General features: G+C 44.5%; 19 protein-coding genes. 5 read left to right on the plus strand and 14 right to left on the minus strand.

The window, feature by feature from the left end:
• Window positions 1-60: 60 nt before the first annotated feature.
• Together PUW25_RS13590 and PUW25_RS13595 are read right to left on the minus strand one after the other, a co-directional pair.
• Complete coding sequence (locus tag PUW25_RS13590; protein ID WP_047911932.1) at window positions 61-600, minus strand: PadR family transcriptional regulator; 540 nt, start codon at window positions 598-600, stop codon at window positions 61-63.
• A gap of 50 nt (window positions 601-650) precedes the next feature.
• On the minus strand, window positions 651-1,850 hold the full coding sequence (locus PUW25_RS13595) for a YhgE/Pip domain-containing protein (protein ID WP_047911933.1): 1,200 nt from the start codon (window positions 1,848-1,850) through the stop codon (window positions 651-653).
• Between the two features lie 185 nt (window positions 1,851-2,035).
• Here PUW25_RS13595 and PUW25_RS13600 point away from each other — a divergent pair, with 185 nt between their 5' ends.
• Entirely contained in the window at window positions 2,036-2,827 is a 792-nt protein-coding gene (locus tag PUW25_RS13600; protein ID WP_047911934.1) for an SDR family oxidoreductase, read from the plus strand.
• A gap of 81 nt (window positions 2,828-2,908) precedes the next feature.
• Here the strand turns inward: PUW25_RS13600 and PUW25_RS13605 are convergent, their stop codons facing one another.
• The gene (locus PUW25_RS13605) at window positions 2,909-4,024 is read right to left on the minus strand and encodes a glycoside hydrolase family 88 protein (protein WP_047911935.1); all 1,116 of its coding nucleotides are present in this window, start codon (window positions 4,022-4,024) and stop codon (window positions 2,909-2,911) included.
• 29 nt (window positions 4,025-4,053) lie between these two features.
• The gene (locus PUW25_RS13610) at window positions 4,054-5,193 is read right to left on the minus strand and encodes a DUF2264 domain-containing protein (protein ID WP_047911936.1); all 1,140 of its coding nucleotides are present in this window, start codon (window positions 5,191-5,193) and stop codon (window positions 4,054-4,056) included.
• 118 nt (window positions 5,194-5,311) lie between these two features.
• Here PUW25_RS13610 and PUW25_RS13615 point away from each other — a divergent pair, with 118 nt between their 5' ends.
• Window positions 5,312-6,094: a helix-turn-helix domain-containing protein gene (locus PUW25_RS13615; protein ID WP_047911937.1), complete on the plus strand. Its 783-nt coding sequence runs from the start codon at window positions 5,312-5,314 to the stop codon at window positions 6,092-6,094.
• A 127-nt stretch (window positions 6,095-6,221) separates the two neighbouring features.
• Here PUW25_RS13615 and PUW25_RS13620 read toward each other — a convergent pair whose 3' ends face one another.
• The 6 genes from PUW25_RS13620 to PUW25_RS13645 form a co-directional block, all read right to left on the minus strand.
• Window positions 6,222-7,079: an aldo/keto reductase gene (locus PUW25_RS13620; RefSeq protein WP_047911938.1), complete on the minus strand. Its 858-nt coding sequence runs from the start codon at window positions 7,077-7,079 to the stop codon at window positions 6,222-6,224.
• Window positions 7,080-7,114: 35 nt separating this feature from the next.
• Window positions 7,115-8,095: an aldo/keto reductase gene (locus tag PUW25_RS13625; RefSeq protein ID WP_047911939.1), complete on the minus strand. Its 981-nt coding sequence runs from the start codon at window positions 8,093-8,095 to the stop codon at window positions 7,115-7,117.
• A 59-nt stretch (window positions 8,096-8,154) separates the two neighbouring features.
• Complete coding sequence (locus tag PUW25_RS13630) at window positions 8,155-8,556, minus strand: cupin domain-containing protein (protein WP_047911940.1); 402 nt, start codon at window positions 8,554-8,556, stop codon at window positions 8,155-8,157.
• A gap of 49 nt (window positions 8,557-8,605) precedes the next feature.
• Window positions 8,606-9,451 (minus strand): SDR family oxidoreductase, encoded by an 846-nt coding sequence (locus PUW25_RS13635; protein WP_238546374.1) that lies wholly within the window; start codon window positions 9,449-9,451, stop codon window positions 8,606-8,608.
• A gap of 35 nt (window positions 9,452-9,486) precedes the next feature.
• A complete protein-coding gene (locus tag PUW25_RS13640) occupies window positions 9,487-10,125 on the minus strand; it encodes an SDR family oxidoreductase (protein WP_047911941.1) in 639 nt (212 codons plus the stop codon).
• A 228-nt stretch (window positions 10,126-10,353) separates the two neighbouring features.
• Window positions 10,354-11,412 carry an NAD(P)-dependent alcohol dehydrogenase gene (locus PUW25_RS13645; RefSeq protein WP_047911942.1) on the minus strand — a complete coding sequence of 353 codons (1,059 nt, stop codon included), beginning with the start codon at window positions 11,410-11,412 and terminating at the stop codon, window positions 10,354-10,356.
• A 233-nt stretch (window positions 11,413-11,645) separates the two neighbouring features.
• On the opposite strand from PUW25_RS13645, the gene PUW25_RS13650 reads away from it, so the two are divergent.
• Both PUW25_RS13650 and PUW25_RS13655 read left to right on the plus strand, forming a co-directional pair.
• Window positions 11,646-12,194 carry a TetR/AcrR family transcriptional regulator gene (locus tag PUW25_RS13650; protein ID WP_047911943.1) on the plus strand — a complete coding sequence of 183 codons (549 nt, stop codon included), beginning with the start codon at window positions 11,646-11,648 and terminating at the stop codon, window positions 12,192-12,194.
• A gap of 70 nt (window positions 12,195-12,264) precedes the next feature.
• Complete coding sequence (locus PUW25_RS13655; RefSeq protein WP_274337200.1) at window positions 12,265-13,110, plus strand: SDR family oxidoreductase; 846 nt, start codon at window positions 12,265-12,267, stop codon at window positions 13,108-13,110.
• A 430-nt stretch (window positions 13,111-13,540) separates the two neighbouring features.
• Here the strand turns inward: PUW25_RS13655 and PUW25_RS13660 are convergent, their stop codons facing one another.
• Both PUW25_RS13660 and PUW25_RS13665 read right to left on the minus strand, forming a co-directional pair.
• Window positions 13,541-14,194: a hypothetical protein gene (locus tag PUW25_RS13660; RefSeq protein WP_047911945.1), complete on the minus strand. Its 654-nt coding sequence runs from the start codon at window positions 14,192-14,194 to the stop codon at window positions 13,541-13,543.
• 57 nt (window positions 14,195-14,251) lie between these two features.
• Complete coding sequence (locus PUW25_RS13665; protein WP_193746036.1) at window positions 14,252-15,253, minus strand: WxL protein peptidoglycan domain-containing protein; 1,002 nt, start codon at window positions 15,251-15,253, stop codon at window positions 14,252-14,254.
• A gap of 297 nt (window positions 15,254-15,550) precedes the next feature.
• On the opposite strand from PUW25_RS13665, the gene PUW25_RS13670 reads away from it, so the two are divergent.
• Window positions 15,551-16,387, plus strand: coding sequence for an alpha/beta hydrolase (locus tag PUW25_RS13670; protein WP_047911947.1), 837 nt, complete (start codon window positions 15,551-15,553; stop codon window positions 16,385-16,387).
• Window positions 16,388-16,452: 65 nt separating this feature from the next.
• On the opposite strand, the gene PUW25_RS13675 is transcribed toward PUW25_RS13670, so the two are convergent.
• The gene (locus tag PUW25_RS13675; protein WP_047911948.1) at window positions 16,453-17,796 is read right to left on the minus strand and encodes an FAD-binding oxidoreductase; all 1,344 of its coding nucleotides are present in this window, start codon (window positions 17,794-17,796) and stop codon (window positions 16,453-16,455) included.
• Between the two features lie 160 nt (window positions 17,797-17,956).
• Window positions 17,957-18,592, minus strand: coding sequence for a hypothetical protein (locus PUW25_RS13680; protein ID WP_047911949.1), 636 nt, complete (start codon window positions 18,590-18,592; stop codon window positions 17,957-17,959).
• Window positions 18,593-18,665: the final 73 nt, after the last annotated feature.

The raw sequence follows: 18,665 nt of genomic DNA on the forward strand, positions 1-18,665 counted from the left end.
AAGCTAGGCATTAGAAGCTTATTTTATCTTCATATTCAATACTGTAAGTCCGTTGGATGACTATACTGCTCCATCTTTAATAAGGGAAATTAATTGTTCGAGCCAATCGGTGGTATGCTTCGTCTTGCTTGATGAATAGCTGGTCATGAAATCCACAAATCTTTTTTTATGTTCATCTACTTCTAAATACTGCTCAAAATGAGAAATTTGCTCCCAGCGATCTTGATATTTTTGCAGCTTTTTCTCCAAAATAGCAACAACTTTGTCCCGATCGACGTACTGCAAATTAGCAATGCCAATTGTCATTCCACCCACATGAACCGCATTTTCGAACAACTTGTAGATTTTCTTGGGGAGCTCCTCCCGGCCCTTGGATGTAATGGCAAACACCTGTTTATCTGGCCGGTGCTCTTCACGAACCACTTCCACGACTTCAATCAAGCCTTGCTTCGCCAACACTTCAAAGTGATAATACAGCTTGCTTTCGGTTAAGCCTGTAAATTCATCAAATGGAATCGGCTCCGACAGTTGCTTCTTCAAGAGGTAAGGATAATTATTGCCTTCCATCAGCTTGCTTAGAATATAAATTTGAACTTCCATGCATTAGCTCCTTCAGCATCATTCTCCTTATTGTAGCAGATCTTAAACAGTCATTTCAAAGCTTTTTTCACATTTGGCTGTACCATTTCTTCCGTTATTGAATCTTGTACCGGTTCATCTACTGCCTTAGACTTATGCAGGAACGCCACAATCAGCATGTTAATGAGCAGAGCTCCTCCACCTACAGCGGCCATCATCCAGTGATGATACGCGGAGCTGTTATCTGTGAACAGTAGTTCAAAGTTTGCCTGTACAGCATAGTACATCGGTGAAATATAACTCATCCATTCATAAGGCAGATACATCATATCCCGCGGGATGGTTGCTCCATTAGCAATCGTTTGAAGGAGTAGAATCGGCATATTAAGTATCATGCCCCCTTCACCTACCAGGAAGATCAAGATCGCCGTGAAGTTGAAGCATACCATATAGTTCAGGATTTGGTGACCCCACAGTGTGAAGAATGTGTCTGCTCCGTAATTGTTTACAGCATACGAAATGCCAAGTGCTGCCACAGACGATACTGTTGCAATAAGTAAAGCGGTAATCTGAACATACAGGAATAAACGCCACTTGCTTGTTGTTCCCCGATTAGCCTTATAGGAGCCGACCAGCTGCATAGCTCCGATCATTGCCCCAACATAACCTGCCATTGTCAAAAACATCGGCAGCATATTGTTATGCATTCCTGCAGGAATTTCGTTAATGGTTACGGAGTTTCCGACATAGGTCGTTTCGATCTTCTCGGCCATTGCAGCCGCTTGATCCTCCGGAACATTTAACGTCATTAATATATTTTGTGCGGTTTGGGTTGAAAACTGAGTACTTAATTGATTGTTGATTTCACTGACAATGGATGTCATGGACGAGGAGACGACGGTCGCTCCTGCCGCATTTGTTGTAAAGTCAATGCTGGATGACACATCCCCGCTCTGCAAATCCTGTGAGAACGTCTCCGGAATATGAATCACCAGTGCCAGATCATTATCTTCTAACTGAGCTAAAGCCTCTGCATTTGTTAAATTCGTTGAAATCTCTTCAAATGGCAAATTCTCTTGTAGCTGCTCAGCAATCGTTCCTCCATACTCTCCCGCATCTTCATTTACGATCGCTACCGGGAGTTTATCGATGTTGTTCGGAATTGCAGTATATCCAGGGAGAAATATTCCCAGCATCGCAACCGCGTAAAAAATCCCCATAAAAATGGCAGCAATCGCTCCTCTTGTTTTTAAAAACGACTTAAACTTCATTTGCTCATCTTCTTCCTTTCAAGTGAAAAAATACTCTCTTATGAGTAGTTTAATAAAAGTACTCTAATCAAAGTATATTACATATTACACTCTCTTTTCTAAAAAATCAAACGGTTCCGGGTTTAATCTATCAATGACTGGTTTAAAATACTTGAAAAAATCGAAAAAATGAAAGGATCAATCCTATGTTAAGGCAACCTAACCTAAAGGGTAAAATTGCGGTAATTACTGGCGCCGGCTCTGGTATAGGTCGTGCAGCAGCTCTGCAGCTCGCGGACGAAGGCGTGAAGGTATGTCTGTTAGATCTTGATCTGGATCATGTGAACAACGTGAAGGCACATATTGAGGAATCCGGGGGTGAAGCTATAGCTCTCAAGTGCGATATCAATTCGACTTATGACATCAAGCAGGGAATTCGCACGGCAAGCGAACATTGGGGAGGACTTGATATTGTGTTTGCCAACGCGGGGATCGCCGGAGAAATGGCTCCTATTGAAACAATGAATGAGGAGGATTGGGACCGTACAATCCATACCAATTTAAGAGGAACGTTCCTGTCGCTTAAGCATGCCATTCCCTTCATGAAAGAGCATGGAGGCAGCATTATTATTACAAGCTCAGTTAGCGGTAACCGTATTTTCTCTCAGCCTGGCTATACGGCTTACAGCACGTCTAAAGCGGGACAAATTGCACTCATGAAGATGGCTGCGCTCGAGCTGGCACAGTACAAAATTCGCGTGAACGCAATATGCCCAGGGGCGATTAAAACCCATATTGGAGATTCCATACACAGCTCCACGGATATCAAGGACATTGAGATCCCCGTCCAGTATCCTGAAGGTGATCAGCCTCTGGAGCATGGACCGGGTCAACCTGAGCAGATTGCAGAATTAGTGACTTTCCTCGCTTCCGACTTATCCTCACATATTACCGGAACCGAGATTTATATTGATGGAGCGGAGTCGCTTCTTAAATAAATATAGAAAAAAAGCCGCCTATTGGCGGCTGATCGTACAAAAAATGCTACAGGTCGAAATATTTATTTATGTACATAGATCTTACCAGAACCTATCTTGTTGCCCCATTAACAGCGATATGCCTTCTGTAAAGTAATAGTCCCCGTAGATCAATGGGACATCAATATTACTCTTCCCAGGGTAATGACTCGTTCCGTGTAAGATAAGCCCTTCCTCTGTCTCCGATTCCCATGCTCCGTATTGGGTATACAAGGAGTAGAGGATTCGTTCTGCACATTTGCGGTACATCTCCGCCTCCAGTCCGTTTACCTGATCTGCGATAAGCAGGAGTCCACAGGCGGCACAGGCACTGGCTGAGGAATCTCGAATCGAAGGCACTCCTTCGGGTGAACGGAAATCCCAATACGGAACATGATCCTCCGGTAGATTAGCCATAAAGAAATACGCGGTTTGTTTAGCTGCATCCAGATACTCCTGTTTACCTGTATAGTGGTAGCTTAGACTCATTCCATATATCGCCCACGCTGTTCCACGAGACCATGCTGATTCTGGTGCGTACCCTTGTCCTCCCATCACTTCCCGCTTCTCTCCTGTTTCCGGGTCGAATACGACAATATGAGCAACCGAGCCATCAGGACGATAAAAATGCTTCAATACCGTATCTGCGTGCTTAATAGCAACATGTTTATACCTTGGATCACCCGTCGACCGGGATGCCCAGTGTAACAGGGGTAAATTCATCAAGCAGTCAATAATGGCCCAGCCTGCGTTATTCTCTCCATTCCACGCTCGAATGTAATTTCCCTGTACGTTGAACCTCGCAGCTAGAAGGTTAGCGGCAAGCAGCGCTCTCCGTTTCGAGTCCTCTTCTCCTAGAAGCTTATACCTGGCCCCGCTTGTTAAAGTCCACATGAATCCGATATCGTGATCTACCTGATGGGCATCCGTAAGTAATGAATCAAGCTGCCGTTCGCAGGATTCTGCCGTTTCCTTGAGTGCGTCGTCTTTGGTATCACGATAAACAAGCCACAGTATGCCTGGCCAGAAGCCGGCGGTCCACCACGAGGCCCGCTCCAGCTGATATTCTCCGTTCACACTTGCATGTGGAAAGCGGTCTCCAATTCGATGATGAATTCGCTTCACTTTTGTTACCGTTTGATCCCAAGCTTCTTGCACCCAATCCGGTTGAACTGTCATATTACATGCTCCTCTCAAGAACTCTATGGTTATCCTAATATGGCTTTGTCCAAATATACGTTCCCGCCTGACCAGGCCTTAAGTGACGTCCAATCGGCCTGTCCTTGCCAAAAAGCAGCGTCAGGTGACAGTCCGAGCGGCAAAAATACAGTCGTGCACAAATATAAACTGCCTGTCGAAATGTAGGCTTCTCCGATATCTGGTTGATGTCCAGCAAATCCGATTCGAAGCCAGCCGGCATCATCGAAAGTTCCAGGCATCTGTATCTGCCGCTTGATGACCGCTGTAAGCGCACAGCGAACTTGAGCAGGTTCCAGCTCTTTCGGAAGCTCCTCTCTTAAGGACATTAACGATAAATGCTGAAATGCGCCAAAGCGGTAAGCAAGTGATCGTCCAATAGGCGGGAATGTGCCTTCTGGGGAAATGAACCGTTCCAATATAGCGGCATAACGTTCAGCTCTCGTTAACACTTTGGCTCGAAGCTCCGCCCAATCTCCATATTGATCTCCAACTTCATTTAATATGTCAACTAGCATGGGTTGAATAACAAAGCTATTGTAATAATCCCAGTGAAATGCAGGTCCATCCCCATAAGCTCCATCGCCCATATACCACTGCTCATGCTGCCTCAGTGCATAATCCACACGCATCCGATCCCAATCCTCGACTCCCATTCGGAATAAAGCGGTTTCAATTATGGCACTGAACAGCAGCCAATTACTGAATACAGGACGTATAATGCGAGTTGCTTGCAGTGCGGAGATCAAATTCCGCTTCACTTTTTCATCTAACAACGTATACAGCTCATTAGGAGCACGGAGAACCGCGTTCGCAAGAAAGGCAGCATCAACGACGGGCTGTCCGCCTATCGCAAAATTCATAAAGTCTGGTGATTCAGGATCTGTAGCCATATCTATGGCACGCCTTGCCATATCGGCCATCTTCGCCCGAATTTCTCCTTCTTCTCCTGTACGCGGGCCGTGCTCAAGCCAAGGTGAAATCCCCGCAAGTGTGCGCCCGAGTGCTTCTAGATAAGTGTAATCGGATCGATCACGAGCCCTTGCTTCAACAGGCATATCCAACTTCAGCCGACGTTCTGATAATGAATGCAGTACAGGATGAACAATGCGAACCAGGGTATCCACCCAATACTTTCGATCGACCGACATCGCTGTGGCCTCCTTTTTTAAATCCATGCTTCCTAAAAGAGTATAGAAGGTTGCCTCTGGCCATTCAATAAACTATAATCATCAAAAACTGACCTATCGTGCTTAGGAGTGCAAACGAATGATTAAGCTGTTATCCTGTGGGTTCCATACTATACACCGTGAAGGTATTATACGGAACAGACCCAACGGTTCGGAAAACTACATTTTTGTATTTTTTAATAGTAGAGCGGAAGTGAAGCTGCATGACGACACCCTGACGGTAGAGAAGAATACGTTTATCCTCTTTCAACCCCATACCCCCCATTATTATCGCGAGCTTGAAAGCCCGTTTATTAATGACTGGTTTCATTGTAACGGCGATGGCATTCAGGAATTCCTGCTGGATATCCATTTTCCTGTGGACACTCCGGTTGATGCCTCTGATCCAATGCTGATATCCCGAAGCATCATGGAGCTTACGAACCGGCATCGACTTGACGGCCGTCTGCGTGAGCGAATTATTGATAGTGATCTTCGATCTTTTTTCATGAAACTGACAGACCTGCGGGAACGAACTGCTCCACACCAGCTCCACCATTATTACATCCGATTCACTGAGCTTCGAAGCGAACTGTACCGCAGTCCCCAGAAATATAGATCTGTGCAGGATCTCGCACTGAGCTTGAATTTGAGTAAATCTTATTTCCAGCACATCTATAAGGAGCTATTCGGATGCTCTGTCATGACCGATATCATCAATGCCAGGCTGGAGCATGCGAAGTATCTATTAGATCACAGCCAGTGGTCAGTAACTCACATTGCCCATTCCTGTGGTTACGAGAACGATACCCATTTTATGAGACAATTCAAGAAGTTCATTGGCGTCTCACCAAGGCAATATCGATTCAGAAGCGAAACATGATTCGACACATCAAGTTTACAGCAGCTTCCTACGGAATATTAAAAAGACCCGAAGAACGGGCCGCTTTTCTTCAAAGCTCCTTCTACGGGTCGATATTCGCTTCTATGATCATACTCGGCTTCGCTACTTATTCCAAACCTTTCTTACCGTAATCAGTTAGATATTCAACGGTATCTGGATCATAGTGGGAGAAAAACAAGCTTTCGCCCGTATCCAGTTCCGCTATTTTCGCCATATCGCTTGAGCTCAGTTCAAAATCAAATACATCCAAATTTTGTTCCATTCTATCTTTGTTTACGGTTTTTGGAATAACAACCACATCTCTCTGAATCAAGAACCGTAATGCGACTTGAGCTGCGGATTTGTTATGCTTCGTTCCGATTTCTTGAAGTGTAGGGTTTGTAAAGAAGTTATTCTTCCCTTCTGCAAAAGGGCCCCAGGATTCAATCTGGGTGTTGTATTTTTTCATAATTTCCTGAGCCTTGACCTGCTGATTGAAGACATGGGTCTCCACCTGGTTAATGGCCGGAACCACTTCGCTAAACTGCACCAGATCGATATATCTGTCCGGATAAAAATTGCTGACACCAATCGCTCTGATTTTGTTGGCTTTGTATAACTCCTCCATCGCACGATAAGTCCCATAATAATCATTGAAGGGCTGGTGGATGAGTACTAAATCAAGATAATCCAGCTGCATCTTTCGCATCGAATCTTCTATGGAAGCTTTTGCTTTTTCGTACCCCGCGTTGGAAATCCATACTTTAGTAGTCACAAAGAATTCCTCCCGAGGAATTCCGCTTTTCTTTATTGCACGGCCTACAGCTTCTTCATTCCGGTATGCCTGTGCTGTATCAATCGAACGATAACCTACTTCTATAGCATCCAGCACACACTTCTCGCACTCTTCCTGATCAGGGATTTGGTACACACCATAACCTAATATGGGCATCTGAACACCATTATTTAAAGTCACATATTTCATAACCATTTCCTCCTCGCTAATATTTACAAATGGTATTATTGTGCCCCTACTACAGGATGCGGAACATAGGGCTCTTCAAGGAAAGAGATTTCTTCTGCTGTTAACTTGACAGACACAGCTGCAGCCGCCTCCTCCAGCTGTGCCATTTTGGTAACACCGACGATTGGAGCTGTTACCGATTCCTTCTGCAGCAGCCAAGCAAGTGCAATGTGACTGCGCGGAACTCCATGCTGATCAGCGACCGATGCCACTCGTTCCACAATCAACCGATCTACATCAGCTGTCGCATCATATTTTGATTTTTGAATGACATCTGTTTCGGAGCGATGGGTGGATTCAGACCAATCCCGAATCAAACGTCCCGACGCCAGCGGGCTGTAAGGAGTCACTGCTATTTTCTGGTCATTACAAAGCGGCATCATTTCTCTTTCTTCTTCACGGTATATGAGATTAAGATGATTTTGCATGGAAACAAACCTTGTCCAGCCCTGCTTCTCCGCGATATGCTGCGCTTTTTGGAACTGCCAGGCATACATCGCAGAAGCTCCAATATAACGGGCCTTCCCTGATTTCACCACATCATGCATCGCTTCCATCGTTTCTTCAATCGGCGTATTGTAGTCCCAGCGGTGAATGATGTAGAGGTCCACGTAATCTGTTCCTAATCTTTTTAAGCTGTTGTCGATTTCGCTCATGATAGATTTTCTCGAAAGACCAGCGCCATTCGGTCCCTGATGCATGCGTCCCCATACCTTCGTAGCAAGGACGATCTCATCTCGATTGGCATAATCCTTCAGCGCTCGTCCAACGATCTCTTCACTGGTACCGGATGCGTATATATTCGCTGTATCAAAAAAATTAATGCCAAGCTCGAGTGCTCTCTTGATGATCGGACGGCTCTGCTCCTCATTCAGCACCCATTGATGTCCTCCAGGCAGTACCTCACCAAAGCTCATGCAGCCAAGACAAATACGTGACACGTCCATCCCCGTATTTCCGAATTTGATGTATTCCATATCTAAAGCCTCCATTCGCTATAATGTATATAGAATTGCGTTATTGCCTATCCATAAATCTATCCTTCCAATTGGTCGTACCCATCCGCATCGACGGAATCAAACCATTCGGTTTCTCCCGGTGTCATGGCGAGATGAACAAACCAGCTGTCCCTAGCTGCGCCGTGCCAATGCTTCACGTCAGGAGGAATATTAACGACATCCCCCGTTGTAAGCGGTCTGGCAGGCTTGCCCTCTTCCTGATACCAGCCTTTGCCCCCGGTTACTAACAGCACCTGACCAACCTTGTGGGAATGCCAGTTATTTCGTGCGCCAGGTGCAAAAGTTACATTGCCGATCGTGGTATTCAGAGGCGCCGGATCTGTAAACACCATTTCAAGGTAAGCATCGCCTGTAAAGTTCGCCTGCACCTTTTCCCCACGCGGAAAAATAGTGCTGTTGCTTAAGTAATCATTCTCCATCTCGATTTCTCCCTTCTACTTAAAGTTTTGTAGATGATTTAAGCAGCCATTACTCTCCCGGAGGAAAGTCTGTGGAAGCGGCCAGCGCAGCCTGTCCTTCCAATTCCTCCACTCGTGTCTTCAGTGTCGATAGAGTAACCTTCAGTGCTTGAGACCCGAGGATCATCCGCATAGGAGCGGGCTCTTGATCAACACTTTCTATGATTCGTTCAGCCATGCGAACCGGGTCTCCAGGGGCCAATCCGTTAGAAGGGTCCAGCATTCCAAGAAAACCGTGTGCCGGATTACCGTCATACTCCGGCATAAGCTTCGCCACCTGGGCGCTGCCATAACGGAACTCTGTTCGAGCCCCACCAGGCTCTACCAGTGTGATTCCGATGTTAAAAGATGCTGCTTCCTGAGCAACCGATTCACAAAAGCCCTCGATGCCAAACTTGGTGGCATGGTACATGGAGTTGCCTGGAAAGGCTACCTGACCCCCATAACTTGAAAGCTGTATAATACGGCCTCCTCCCTGATTGCGCAGATGAGGAAGAGCAGATCGGATCAACTGAATAGAGCCTGTCAGATTTGTCGCAATAATATGCTCCACTTGTTCGTCAGTTAATTCCTCGGCAGCTCCAAAGAGTCCATAACCTGCATTACTCACGATGACATCAATACGGCCGAGCTTTTTATAAGAATTGTCAATTAACCTGCGAATAGCAGGCACATCCGTAACATCGAGGAACTCGCAAATAAAGTGATCCGGATATTGCTCTATCAGCTGTCTAACCTTATCTTTATTACGCACCGTTCCTATGACCTTCTCACCTTTCTCTAGCAGCAGTCTGGTCATTTCATAACCAAAACCGCTGCTAACTCCAGTTATTAGCCATGTACGTCTACTCATCATCGCTTCCCCACTTTCTGATTCATCCTCTGCGGTTTCTAGTAAAATGCCGGTTTATCACCAGCCGAATTAGGTTTGCTTATTCCTAGACTTTGGCGTACTCCCCAGTTCTCCGTTTCAGCCAAACGGACAACCACAGAAGCGATACTTTTCCGTGATATTTCAGTGCCTGTCAAAGGTTCGCCTTTTTCAGTCAGTTCATAATCTACTTCATCCTTGTTAGTGAACCAGGTACATCTTAGAATGGTATAGTCCAGATCAGATTCTTCTATTAAACTCGCTGCTTCCCTCCAGGCATGTATACCACTGCCAACCATTCGCTTATTCCATTCTCCGAACTTGCCTGGTACTTCGTCGTAGATGCCCAGTATATTAATGAAGATCCCCCTTTTCACCTGCATTTCGTTCATCGCCTTGATCATGTTTCGGGTCATCTGTACGATACCGGGATCCCCCAAATTTGCGAAGACCACATCTTGCTCAGCCATCGCTTCTTTCAATCGGCTCATATCATTGACATCACCCTCAATCACACGTTGTCTATTGGCATCTGAGATCTGCAGCCTGCTCGAATTCCGAAGATACAACGTCAGCTGAGCATCTGTTTCGGTGAGGAACAGATCTATGGCTTGACGAGCAACCTGTCCATTCGCACCTAATATTAATATTTTTTTCATGATCCGCACCTTCCTCTAAACCAGCCTATTTATCTAAAATACAATCTGTCATAAATTAACCGCACGCGGTATCGATTATGCTGTCTCAGCACAAAAGTTAATAGTCAATTATCCTCGCATCGTACAATAATGAACAAAACAACATCTATTGTTCACTTAACTTGACGCTTACGTGGCAAGCTGTGAACAAGAGCCAATCCATGATTGGCTCTTGAGATTATTGAAGCTTTATAGTGTAGCCATATCAATGACAAAACGGTAACGCACATCGCTGTTCAGAACCCGTCCGAACGCCTCGTCCACTTGGTCTGCACGAATGACTTCGATCATGGGAGCAATGTCATTTTGAGCAGAGAAATCGAGCATCTCCTGTGTTTCTTTAATACCGCCAACATTGGATGCAGTAATACTCCGTCTTCCAGCAAACAAGGAGAACACATTATACTGATCCGGCTTGTTCGGCAAGCCAAGATTAACAAGCGTTCCATCAACATTTAGAATGGACAGATAAGCATCAACGTCAATATTGGCAGAAACCGTATTAAGAATCAGATCAAATTGACCTGCCAGCTCTTTAAATGCATCAGGATTGCTGCTCACAAAATAACGCTCAGCGCCAAATTTGAGAGCTTCCTCCCTCTTCTTCTCGCTATGACTTAGAACCGTTACCTCTGCACCCATCTTATGGGCAAACTGAACAGCAAGGTGACCGAGGCCGCCCATGCCAATCACAGCAACCTTCTTGCCTGGCCCCGCGTTCCAGTGCTTCAAAGGCGAGTAGGTGGTAATCCCAGCACATAGCAGCGGGCTGGCAACATCCAGTTCCATGCGATCCGGAATACGTACAACAAACTTGTCCTTCACAACGATTTTTTGGCTGTATCCTCCATAGGTCAGCTCTCCATCATAGCCAATCGAGTTAAACACGATGGTAACACCTTTCTGACAGAACTGTTCTTCTCCTCTTTGACAGAATACACATTCACCACAAGAGTCAACAAAACAGCCCACACCAACGCGATCGCCTACAGCAAATGTCGTAACTTCACTGCCTACTGCCGCAACCACACCTGCAATCTCATGTCCAGGAACCATTGGGAATACTCCACTACCAAAATCATCATGCGCATTGTGAATATCAGAATGACAGATACCGCAATACTTAATATCAATTAATACATCATCAGGACGTAATGCTCTCCGCTCGATTGTGGTTTGTTCAAATGGCGCTTTTGCCGCCGGAACGCTCAGTACCCGTGTATTAAAAGATTCATGGCTATTACACATGTCTTAAACATCTCCTTCTTTAAAAAAGTGTTCAGCTTAAAAGTTTGATTTACTTAATTAACACTTTTATTTTATTGAACTCATGTCTATAATTATAATGAATTCTTATTACACAGCAATTGTCATTATGTAAGAGTTTGTATATTAATGAATAGATTTATCGATATTGTTAATTATCTGCTTCAAACGGAGCTAAAACGAATGCAAAGAGAAAGTCTGGTGAATATAACGAAATGAGCAAAATCGATAGAAGAATTATTAAAACACAGGAAGCGTTAAAATCTGCGGTCATTGAGCTTATGAGGGAGAAACCGTTTGATGATATTACAATCCAGGACCTCTCTGATCGAGCTAATGTTAGCAGAGGTACAATATATCTACATTATATGGATAAATATGATCTGTTAGATAAACTGATAGAAACCCATATTAATGAGCTTCGCGACAGATGCGAGGCCGCTGCGGATATGGATTTTGTAGAAGGGTCCTTAATATGGACGGAATACCTGGAGAGCAATTATTCCTTCTTCTCCATGATGCTCGCAAGTAAAGGAGCACCTTTCTTCCGGCATCGGTTTTTGGAGTTCTTGATTGAAGAATTCAAGGACGAAGTGGATACCACTAAAGGGAAAAACGAGGGCTTGAATAAAGATCTTGTTGTGCAATTTGTAGCATCTTCCTATGTAGGCGTGGTTGAGTGGTGGTTTAGCAATGAAAGACCTGTATCCCATGAAGTATTAGCAGAACAGCTTGGAACATTATTGGAGCGAAATTGTGGTTAGGGACAGGATGAATATGCACCGAATTCAGATATGCTGACATAACGGAGAGCTATAGCAAGGAGGATATCAGATGAAGGTATTAGTAACTGGCTTTAACGGAAAGGTTGGCTTCTGGGTTGCTAATGAATTGAAGAATAGAAATATTCCGAACGTATGTGCGGTGCGAAATGTTGAACAGGTGAAGGCCAAATATGGAGATGATTATGAATTCGTGCGTCTTGATTTCTCAGAGATAAGCACCTTTGATGGAGCGCTCAAAGGGGTTGACCGGATTTTTTTAATGTATCCGCCTGGTCAACAACTTGAGTTCGATGTCTTTCTCGAGAAGGCGAAGGAAAAAGGGATCAAACACATTACAAACCTATCGCTAAAAGACGTTCAGTTTATGCCATTCATTCATCATTACAAGATGGAAAAGCGGATCAAAAGCAGTAAAATACCTTATACTTTCGTTCGTGCCGGCTATTTCATGCAAAATTTAAGTGATTTTCTCTGTAAGGAAATTAAAGAAAGACACCACATTTTTGTGCCGGCAGGAAACGGAAAAACCAGCTTTGTGGACACAAGAGATCTTGCAGAAGTCTCAGCTCTATCGTTAATGGAGGAAGCTAAGCATAGAAATCAAATCTATATCATCACAGGCAATGAAGCACTCGATTTTTATGAGGTAGCAGTCATAATGACGGAAGTGCTTGGCGTAAAAATTGAATATACGAACCCATCAATCAAAGAATTCAAGCAGTATATGACACAATCAGGTATAGACGAACCATTCGTAAATGTGGTTGCTGGAATTCATATGCCTACGAAGCTCGGACTTGCAAAAGGAATTAAGCATGATTATATGAAGGTAACAGGAAAGAATCCTACAACTGTCAGGCATTATATTGAGGATTTCAAGCAGGATTGGCTCTAGCCGGTACTCTGCCGGGACAAACCGAATTACACTGCTTGGAGGTGCACTTCATCGCATGCCGCATCCAAAATTAATATGTAATATTCCTGCAAAAATAAAGAGAATGACTCCGAATTCTTCCGGAATCATTCTCTTTTTTGTATGAAACAAAGTATACAACTGCTGAACCTGTTAAAATCTAAGATTCAATCATGTTTATCCATTCATGTCTTATCGCACATATTCCCTTCCCTCATCACCGTTATAGAAAGCAAGTGCAGTACTCATTTTCTGTGAGTATACCATACAGCTCCAATTATAAATCGGTCTCTGGATGTATATGAAGGCAGGCAATTCAGCAGCAATCTTAAAATGCTCTTTTGCTAAAAAAGACACCTGCTTCTGCAGGCATCTTTTTCTTTTCGTTCAAGCTTTGACTAAGTTCTGTTCATTAAATTCCGCTTGCCAGTGTGTACGTTAACATACTTGTATATGTAGTTGCCACTGCTCCCACCGTATCCCCGATCGCATAAGAAGATCCTGTGCCATGAAGCTCACTGACGGTAACGGTTTTTGGCGTATTTATCCAAAAAGTTGGACTAACTTGATAATCTCCCATACCGTAACCTGGATCAGCACTGAAAATGGTTTGTGGTGTAGATGATAGATAGAAGCTCTTGGATAAGGGGCCATACGTAGTATCTACTTGCTGCCCCGTATTCACATAAATCTGTCCGGATCTAACTTCAACATTTGAGGCAGGATAGGACAGTGTATATGTCCCATTTCCTCCGGATGTGGGATCCGTAAGCGCCTGGCTTACAAAATCTGATGCAGCTAGAGTAATGGTCCATCCGTCCCCTCGGCCTGTATTGTCTGTGAGAAGAATGTTGCTGGTTACCGTTGCTCCCTTCCAGTCCTTGTTGTTGATTTCCTTGGGAGCAAAAATAATTGGATCTGCCGAGAATGTGAGCTGACCTCCGGTTAAGCTAAACTGACTCTCCGGATTTTGTACATCTAGCTCTTCAGCTGCGGCTGTCAGTGGAACTGACATGATGAATACTAAGCCGAGTAGAGCTGTCTCTAACTTCTTCATGATTGACATTTTATAATCTCTCCTTTAGTGTTTCGTTGCTTCTGTACTTCCCTCGGATGTTACACCTTAATCCCTCCTTTCATCGTTCTTCTTGAATCTCATCCGTATAAGCAGGCTCAGTAACAAGAAGATGATAGCAAGCAAACACCAGATCATTAGGGAGGAAATCCCTCCATTATTATTCTGGGGCAGCACCTTTGCCAGATGTTTATCAGCAAGAGATTGCTTAGATTTAGCAGCTTCCGCCCGGTTTAGAACAAATTCAAATTCCTTCGTAAATACTTCATCCTTCCACTGTCCTGTTAATACCGCTTTATAACCCCCTTGTTCAAGGTGAAGCCCTTGTAATATAAATTTTGATTCCGCCTCTGTGCCTCCATAGACAGATTCCATACTCAGTTTGTTCTTATAGAGGCTTGTATTCGTGTCGGTATCAACCACTTGAATCTCAATTTCAGGCTTACCGAGTATAGTCCCTTCATTATTAATATATGGAGATACGCTTAATAAGCCGTTATGTAAGTATTCATATTTAAAATCAGAAAATGAAAATTGGGTACGTGCTTGACCCGGGTTATAATCAGCAATGATCTGTATTCCGATTTTGGTTAATGCTTCCGTATGAAAATTCACTTCTTGTTGTTGCGTATCTGCTGTCACAGCCTCCGGGTATTCTTGTAGTGCAATATAAGAAATATATTGGCCGTAGCTCAAGTGCTCAGGAAATTCAACGTCAAAAGAGTAATTCTGAGATTCTAAAGGCGGAAGGGTTACCCTTAAGGGCTTTGTCTTTATCCATTTACCTGGCCCTGTTAATTCTTCTCCATAATTAGTAAAATCCTTACCTCCATTTAATTTGGGAACAGCATCCGCAGGATATAGATAAAATTCGGACTGACGATCTTTGCTGTGATTCGTGACAGTAACTGTAAATGTTTGCTTAGACCCTGGTTGCACCTGCGCATGAAAGCCACCCGCTAATGTCTTAGCCTTCTTGTCTGTGATGTTCATCGACAAATTAAAATCTGCAGCAGAAGCCGTTGCGGCAAATAATGTGAGCAGCAGCATACAGAATATTTTCGTTCTCCATATTTTAAGTAACATTTAGTTCAACCACCTCAATATATGTTTGTACGAACCCAGGTTCATCGCGTTAGATGACGCTGTCTGATTTCATTGCAAAAAAAAAGCACCCCACACTTAACAAAGTAAGTGCGAGGTGCTTCCTCGATCGAATTTTCAATTAATTAGATACTATAACTACTTCTTAACATTGTCAATAAACGATCTAAAATTCATACTGTATTGCATTCATTAGTAGCGCACGATAAGATTCTAGTAAATATGAGTACTAGGAGAATGAGGATGAAGATTGGTGATCCTATACCTTGGAGAGATGTTCTTACTGACGAGGGAACGCATACTATAACGGGGGATGTCCGAATATTCAATGCATTTCCAATAATTCAGCTGCAAATCGAGCGCAGAATCTGGATATATCTGCCTGGCAGCTATAACATTGGAGAACAGAGATATCCGGTCATTTATATGCAAGATGGACAGAATGTATTTGATCAAGCAACATCCTGGGGCACCGAATGGGGTGTAGATGAGACCCTTTCGCAGATGGGACTTGAGAATCCTTCTTTAGAAGCGATCGTGGTCGCCGTTGACCATGGGGGCAAGGAACGTAATAATGAATACAATTTTACAGTCAACGACGAGTATGGCTTCGGCGGCAAAGGTGAGGCGTACACTGCTTTCCTGGCAGAAACGCTCAAGCCTTATATCGATAAACACTTTCGTACACGCCCAGAACCAGAGCATACAACGATTGCCGGGAGCTCTTTTGGTGCCTATATCGCACTTTATACGGCCATTCGCTATCCAGAACAATTTGGCCGTGTAGGCGGGATTTCCTTTGTTATGTGGCACGATAACGGCGCGATTATGCAATTGATCCAGAGCTCAGTGTTATCACCCGCTCTGCGGGTCTATCTTAGCATTGGAGGACAAGAAACTGACAATCCCGAATTTAATAAGACCGCGTACGAGCATGTTGAGCTTGCCCGTCAGACGCTGATTGCCGCAGGGGTTCCGGAGGACCGGGTTCGATTCGATGCCGTTCCCGAAGGAACACATCACGAATCGACTTGGAGTAAGTTATTTCCTGAGGCACACCGCTGGCTGCTCCAGCCCTAAGGTTAAACACTACTATGGCATAATCAATGAAGCCGCTGATAGAATGGAATCAACGGCTCTGTATTTTATGCTGGAGGAATACTTTGCGGATTGTTGAATACATTTTTCGGATCGTATTTCGCTTTGATTTTCTTCAACCTAGCATAGTTCTTCCCGTAATAGACGGGCCCTGGACATTTAATCCCTTGGTCAGGAACATTGATGTAGGAACCTACAATATAAGGCTTTAATTTCTTCCTTGTGTTCCGGGCCAAGGCAATATTTCGGGCTGCATGGGATGGTTTAACCCACGAACTATTCCATTCCACATAGTATTTAGCTTGTCGCCAGTAGAACGCCGTTGCTTGTGGAGCTACTCTGCTTACGGCTCCGCCCCAGTTTAGGAAAAAGAAGCCTGCCGGAGTCCCTCCCTCAGCTTTCTCCAGAAATTCGCGCATCACTTTATAGGCTTTATCGGGAAATGGCTGTTTCCCAAAACCACTTGAAAACTGATTGCTATATCTTTGAGTAAGCACCGGATCGGGGGCAAGCATGAATTTCGTAGCTTCCGTGTAAGGCAGGTAACGAATTACTTTTTGAGTCGGCGTGCCCACGCTGAGAATAGGTTTCAGCTGGTGAAGCGCCTTGACCTTTGAGCCGAGGTAGATTCCTAACATGCTGACATTACCGCCTTTTTTAGGACCGACACTTAACTCGCTGCCTAATTTGTTGCTGGCGTTAGGAGCCCATACCTGCCATTTCCTTACGACTTCCTCAAATTGCTCCCAAGGCCACGTGATGCTAAATACGGTAGCTTTGGCTGGAGCAGGCAGGACTTTAAATTTATATTGGGTATAGATGCCGAAGTTGCCGCCGCCACCGCCACGGGAAGCCCACAATAAATCCGAATTTTGTTTGTGATTTGCTCGAATGACTCTCCCCTTCGCGTCAACCATTTCAAGTCCGATGAGATTGTCGCAGATGAGGCCTGTTGTCCGTTGCAGCGGTCCAATCCCCCCTCCTGGCGTTATACCTCCAATTCCCACTGTTGGGCTATCACCGAATGGAGCCATAAACCCTTGCCGCGCGAGCGTATCCACAATTCTTCCTACCTGATTACCTGTCTCAACGATGACCGTTCCGCTCTTTTTATCCAAAGTAATCTTCTTCATCTCACTTACATCGATGACAATGCCGCCATTGATCTGTGAAAGATTCCCTTCCAGGGCGTGTCTTCCACTTCTGGCGCGCAATGGAACATGATTTTGACGAGCCCATCGGATGGCATTGGCCACATCCTGTGTTTTTTGTGCAAAAACGAACACCTTAGGAAATCGATCTGTATGCGGGTCCCAATTCTTACGAGCAGCTTCGTAACCAGGGTCTCCCTTAAAAATGACTCGCCCTGTGAGCTTAACTTTTGAACTCATCCATGATCCTGCTCCTTTATATAAAAGTTCTATTAGGCAGATACCATTTAATGTATGAATGCGTTCATCATCTGGTCTGGGCTTATGCGTAGTTACAGCTTCTGAATCGCCAAGCGCATAAAAAAAGCCGCACGAAGAATGCGACTCTGAACGAAATGAACTACTTATTTTTTTGCACAGTCGACAGGGAAACAAGAACGGGTCCTGCGAAATCGGAAGCCTCCTCACTCTTCGGATTATGAAGGCGGAATTCAAAAGCATCCCCTTGTTCTGTTGTCCATACCATATAATCGCTGATGCCTTCCACTCCGGAAGCTTGAAGGTAAAGCTCAGCGAACCCAAGGGGATGTTCGACTAACTCACCACTATAATCAGACACTTCTCCTGCTTCACTCAAGTCCTCCTTGGCGGCAGCTTCAAGCTGCTCTAAATTATAATCGGCTGGTAAAGGTTTAATATCCACGTAGTAATCTGGATTGCTAGTCAAAGACAATCGGCCGGTATCTGCATCAAATGTAAACTTCTCAAAGACATACATACTAAATCCCTCGCCGTACTGCAAGCGTCCTTCAAATAACTGATTTCCTTCAGACGTCAACATCTCAAAGCTCTTGGTCTCTTCCCGCGTCTTCTCTTCGGGAGATTCCTGCTCAGATGAAGGAGGCACAGAGGATTGATTTTCACTTTCTCCAGTTGCCGTTTTCGTCACATGCTCTGTTTCCCCTGAACAAGCAGAAATTACAATTACCAGAACGAAGAGTGGAACCGTAATCCAATAGCGATGCTCCTTTTTCATTTGTCAGCTCTCCTTTCAATCGTTTATTGAGATTCCATAATATGTATTAACCGACTCTGAGATTCAATACTCG

This window comes from Paenibacillus urinalis, from assembly GCF_028747985.1.
GTDB lineage: Bacteria > Bacillota > Bacilli > Paenibacillales > Paenibacillaceae > Paenibacillus > Paenibacillus urinalis.

Excerpts from the sequence above, each read along its gene's own strand:
- PUW25_RS13590 (WP_047911932.1), bottom strand. The coding sequence starts at position 600 with ATGGAAGTTCAAATTTATATTCTAAGCAAGCTGATGGAAGGCAATAAT.
- PUW25_RS13595 (WP_047911933.1), bottom strand. The coding sequence starts at position 1,850 with ATGAAGTTTAAGTCGTTTTTAAAAACAAGAGGAGCGATTGCTGCCATT.
- PUW25_RS13600 (WP_047911934.1), top strand. The coding sequence starts at position 2,036 with ATGTTAAGGCAACCTAACCTAAAGGGTAAAATTGCGGTAATTACTGGC.
- PUW25_RS13605 (WP_047911935.1), bottom strand. The coding sequence starts at position 4,024 with ATGACAGTTCAACCGGATTGGGTGCAAGAAGCTTGGGATCAAACGGTA.
- PUW25_RS13610 (WP_047911936.1), bottom strand. The coding sequence starts at position 5,193 with ATGTCGGTCGATCGAAAGTATTGGGTGGATACCCTGGTTCGCATTGTT.
- PUW25_RS13615 (WP_047911937.1), top strand. The coding sequence starts at position 5,312 with ATGATTAAGCTGTTATCCTGTGGGTTCCATACTATACACCGTGAAGGT.
- PUW25_RS13620 (WP_047911938.1), bottom strand. The coding sequence starts at position 7,079 with ATGAAATATGTGACTTTAAATAATGGTGTTCAGATGCCCATATTAGGT.
- PUW25_RS13625 (WP_047911939.1), bottom strand. The coding sequence starts at position 8,095 with ATGGAATACATCAAATTCGGAAATACGGGGATGGACGTGTCACGTATT.
- PUW25_RS13630 (WP_047911940.1), bottom strand. The coding sequence starts at position 8,556 with ATGGAGAATGATTACTTAAGCAACAGCACTATTTTTCCGCGTGGGGAA.
- PUW25_RS13635 (WP_238546374.1), bottom strand. The coding sequence starts at position 9,451 with ATGATGAGTAGACGTACATGGCTAATAACTGGAGTTAGCAGCGGTTTT.
- PUW25_RS13640 (WP_047911941.1), bottom strand. The coding sequence starts at position 10,125 with ATGAAAAAAATATTAATATTAGGTGCGAATGGACAGGTTGCTCGTCAA.
- PUW25_RS13645 (WP_047911942.1), bottom strand. The coding sequence starts at position 11,412 with ATGTGTAATAGCCATGAATCTTTTAATACACGGGTACTGAGCGTTCCG.
- PUW25_RS13650 (WP_047911943.1), top strand. The coding sequence starts at position 11,646 with ATGAGCAAAATCGATAGAAGAATTATTAAAACACAGGAAGCGTTAAAA.
- PUW25_RS13655 (WP_274337200.1), top strand. The coding sequence starts at position 12,265 with ATGAAGGTATTAGTAACTGGCTTTAACGGAAAGGTTGGCTTCTGGGTT.
- PUW25_RS13660 (WP_047911945.1), bottom strand. The coding sequence starts at position 14,194 with ATGTCAATCATGAAGAAGTTAGAGACAGCTCTACTCGGCTTAGTATTC.
- PUW25_RS13665 (WP_193746036.1), bottom strand. The coding sequence starts at position 15,253 with ATGCTGCTGCTCACATTATTTGCCGCAACGGCTTCTGCTGCAGATTTT.
- PUW25_RS13670 (WP_047911947.1), top strand. The coding sequence starts at position 15,551 with ATGAAGATTGGTGATCCTATACCTTGGAGAGATGTTCTTACTGACGAG.
- PUW25_RS13675 (WP_047911948.1), bottom strand. The coding sequence starts at position 17,796 with ATGAGTTCAAAAGTTAAGCTCACAGGGCGAGTCATTTTTAAGGGAGAC.
- PUW25_RS13680 (WP_047911949.1), bottom strand. The coding sequence starts at position 18,592 with ATGAAAAAGGAGCATCGCTATTGGATTACGGTTCCACTCTTCGTTCTG.